This window comes from Synechococcus sp. H55.11 (genome assembly GCF_047462475.1).
Taxonomy (GTDB): Bacteria; Cyanobacteriota; Cyanobacteriia; order Thermostichales; family Thermostichaceae; genus Thermostichus.
The window spans coordinates 1-3,213 of sequence record NZ_JANSJI010000336.1 but is presented as its reverse complement, the minus strand read 5'-3'; the positions used below and the strand labels follow the sequence as shown (position 1 = coordinate 3,213).

Sequence of the window (3,213 nt, the reverse complement as noted above, 5' to 3'; positions counted from 1 at the left end):
ACTTGAGCAACTGATGTGCTGAGAAAGGCGACTGAAGAGTGCTCATCAGAGTGCTCACCGTTTCCGATCCCGAAAAAAAGCTGAATAAGTTTCTGCTGCCTAGGGATCCCTCTTAGTCTGGAGGGGATCGCTAGGGAGCTGATATCCTTGGAAACTTTTGTCCTAATTAAGCAAGTTCCCGATCAAAATGCCAAAGCCGGCATCAACAGTGACGGCACGATCGACCGCGCCAAGGCCAAGCGGATGCTGAACCCCTTCGATCGCTATGCGCTGGAAGCGGCCCTGCAAACCAAACGGCAACATGGGGCGAGGGTGACAGCGATCACGATGGGGCCACCGCCGGCCATCGAGGTGCTCTACGAGGCCATTGCCCACGGCGTGGATCGGGGCATTTTGATGACCGACCGCCGCCTGGCCGCTTCGGATACCTTGGCCACTGCCTACACCCTGGCCCACACGGTTCGCTATGCGGGCCGGCCCGATGTCATCTTCTGCGGGCTGCAGACCACCGACGGCGACACGGCCCAGGTGGGGCCCCAGTTGGCCGAGCGGCTGGGGATCCCTCAGGTTACCTATTGCGAGGCCTTTGAGATCCGCGATGGGATTCTGGTGGCGCGGCGGGCCATCGAAGGGGGATCCCAGACGGTGACGGTGCCGCTGCCGGTTTTAATTACGGTGGCCAATTCGGCGCGGCGCCTGGCCTATCCCACCCTACGTGGCGTGCAGCGGGTGCAGCGGTTGATGCGGGATGAGGCGGCACGGGCCGAGGCCATCCAGATTCTCAACCTGGACGATGTGGGGGCCGATCCAAAGCGCTGCGGCCTCCAGGGATCCCCGACCATCGTGGCCGCCACCGAAAAAGTAGGGGAAATCGGCGGCAACTGTCAGGTCTTTCAAGGGCAGCCCGTTCCTCAACTGATCAGCCAACTGACGCAGGCCGTTGACCTCTTCCGCTGCGCTGCAACTTCCTAGTCCTGTTGGCCAAGTCCCCTCTCCTATCGGCCCCAGAGTGGCTGGCGAAAGCTTTCGGTTTTAGGCGGTGAAAAGCTGACAAAGTTGACCCGGAGAAACTTTGCTTCACCTCGTCGCAACAGATGAGATTGCCCTCGACCCAATCTCAATTCAGGAGTCACGGTTCTATGGATCATAAGCGGATAGTGGTCTTCGCCGAGCAGGTCAAGGGTGAGTTGCAGCCCATCGGCCTGGAGCTGTTGGGAGCGGGGCGACGGCTGGCCGACAAGCTGGAAGCTACCCTGAGTGCCCTCGTCCTCGGCCACAACATCGCTCACCTGCCCCCGATCCTGATCGGCCACGGGGCGGATCAGGTCTTCATCGCCGACCACCCCGAGTTGGCCGAATACCGCACCCTGCCCTACCGCCGCGTTATCCTGGACTTGCTCAAAAGCTGGCCCCAGCCACCCCACACCATCCTGCTGGGATCCACCACCACCGGTCGGGACCTAGCCCCCCGTCTGGCCGCCCACCTGGAAACCGGCCTGACCGCCGACTGCACCGAGCTCGACATCGGCCCCTTCGAGTATAGCAACAGCCGGGATCCCAGCAAGTCCGGCCTCTTCCCCGAATGCCTGTACGCCATTCGGCCCAGCTTTGGCGAGTCCCTCAAGGCCCGCATCCTCGGCCCCTGGAAAAACCCGCAAATGGCCACCGTGCGCCCCGGCGTGATGCTGCCCTTGCCGTGGGACGGCTCCCGCCAAGGGGAAGTGATCCCGGTGCCGGTCAACTTGGAGCCGGAGGATCTCAAGCTGCACATTGTGGAAACGGTGCGCAACCTCTCCCAGGCCGTAGATCTGACGCGGGCCAAAGTGATCGTTTCCGGCGGCTACGGGCTGGGATCCCCAGAAGGCTTCGAGCTGATGAGAGCGCTGGCCGCCTGTTTCCCCAACAGCGCCGTCGGTTCTTCCCGCAAGGCTGTGGATGCCGGCTGGATCCCCTATGCCCACCAGGTGGGGCAAACCGGCAAAACCGTTCGCCCCCAGCTCTACATCGCCTGCGGCATTTCCGGCGCCATCCAACACCGCGTCGGCATGGACAAGTCCCAGACCATCATCGCCATCAACAAAGACAGCGCCGCCCCCATCTTCAAATTTGCCCACTACGGCATCGTCGGGGATCTCTACCAGGTGGTGCCGGAGCTGATCCGGCAACTGCAACAGAGACAGGAGGAGATCCGGGAAGGGGCCGACGAGCGGATCCCTCTCTTGCAAAGTCGCTGAGCAGATCCAGGGAAACGCCCTAGTGCAGAGCCATCGTCAGCAGCCCCTGCTGCCCCAGCAACAGCTCCCGCAACAGGGTTACCAGGCCCACCCACACCACAGGCGCCATGTCCACCCCCCCCAGCGGTGGGATCAGGCGGCGCGTCGGGCGCAACAGAAACTCCGTCAGGCCGACCACCAGGGAGTAGGGCAGCCGGGAAGTATCCAGTTGCGGATACCAAGACAGGAAAATGCGCAGCACAAACAGGACGGTGTAGATCGCCAATAGCGGACCCAGCACCCAGGCAGTGAATTGCGGCAGCATACGTCTTGCAGGAACCAGGCTCTAGAGGATACTCGGAATGCAGGCACTCGGCTCTAAGCTTAACCCCAACTTTTTAAAACTTTAACTCCGTTTCCAAAATAGTCCTACAAGCAGGGCGGCAGCCATTAGAGACTAGCGTCATAATGGTCGTATCTTGCTGACTCCAGGCAGGGATCCCATGCAGGGAAGATTACAAGAGATCGATATCCGCAGCATCCTTCAACTGATCGAGTTGGGCCAGCGCACCGGTGAACTTTTCGTAGAGGCCAGCCGCTCCGCCTACTGGTTCGTCTTTTTCCTAAATGGGCGAATCATCTACGCCTCCGAAAGCGAAGGCAACATCACCCGCCTCAAAGACTACCTGCGCCGCCTCAAGCTGGAAGCCGCCCTAGACGAAGTTGAGATCCCCCACAAAGCAGCGGTCAATGCCCCCGAGTACAACCGCCTCTGGTCTTTGCTGGAAAGCCACAAGCTCAACCCCAGCCAAGGCAAGCAGATCCTGCTGGGCATGGTGCGGGAAGTCCTCTTCGACCTGCTCAGCCTCCACCAGGGCTCCTTCATTTTCGAGGCTGGATCCCCCTTGGCCCCCCAGTTGACCACCTTCCCCGTCACCCCCCTGCTCACCGAGATGGTCACCCAGGTGCAGGAGTGGAAAAAGCTACATCCCTATATCCA

The 3,213-nt window shown here is 61.0% G+C and carries 4 protein-coding genes; 3 read left to right on the top strand and 1 reads right to left on the bottom strand.

Features of this window, described 5'->3' with window-relative positions; all coding sequences use genetic code 11:
* Positions 1 to 147: 147 nt before the first annotated feature.
* Positions 148 to 972, top strand: a complete 825-nt coding sequence (locus NW853_RS13030) for an electron transfer flavoprotein subunit beta/FixA family protein (protein WP_414334522.1) — start codon at positions 148 to 150, stop codon at positions 970 to 972.
* 167 nt (positions 973 to 1,139) lie between these two features.
* On the top strand, positions 1,140 to 2,234 hold the full coding sequence (locus tag NW853_RS13025) for an electron transfer flavoprotein subunit alpha/FixB family protein (RefSeq protein WP_414334524.1): 1,095 nt from the start codon (positions 1,140 to 1,142) through the stop codon (positions 2,232 to 2,234).
* A 19-nt stretch (positions 2,235 to 2,253) separates the two neighbouring features.
* Here the strand turns inward: NW853_RS13025 and NW853_RS13020 are convergent, their stop codons facing one another.
* Positions 2,254 to 2,538, bottom strand: coding sequence for a YggT family protein (locus tag NW853_RS13020; RefSeq protein WP_414334526.1), 285 nt, complete (start codon positions 2,536 to 2,538; stop codon positions 2,254 to 2,256).
* A gap of 178 nt (positions 2,539 to 2,716) precedes the next feature.
* On the opposite strand from NW853_RS13020, the gene NW853_RS13015 reads away from it, so the two are divergent.
* On the top strand, positions 2,717 to 3,213 hold a 497-nt coding region (locus NW853_RS13015), incomplete at its 3' end, for a DUF4388 domain-containing protein (RefSeq protein ID WP_414349233.1).

Bases quoted from the DNA above. Each gene is read 5' to 3' on its own strand.
- NW853_RS13020 (WP_414334526.1), bottom strand. From the start codon at position 2,538: ATGCTGCCGCAATTCACTGCCTGGGTGCTGGGTCCGCTATTGGCGATC.
- NW853_RS13025 (WP_414334524.1), top strand. From the start codon at position 1,140: ATGGATCATAAGCGGATAGTGGTCTTCGCCGAGCAGGTCAAGGGTGAG.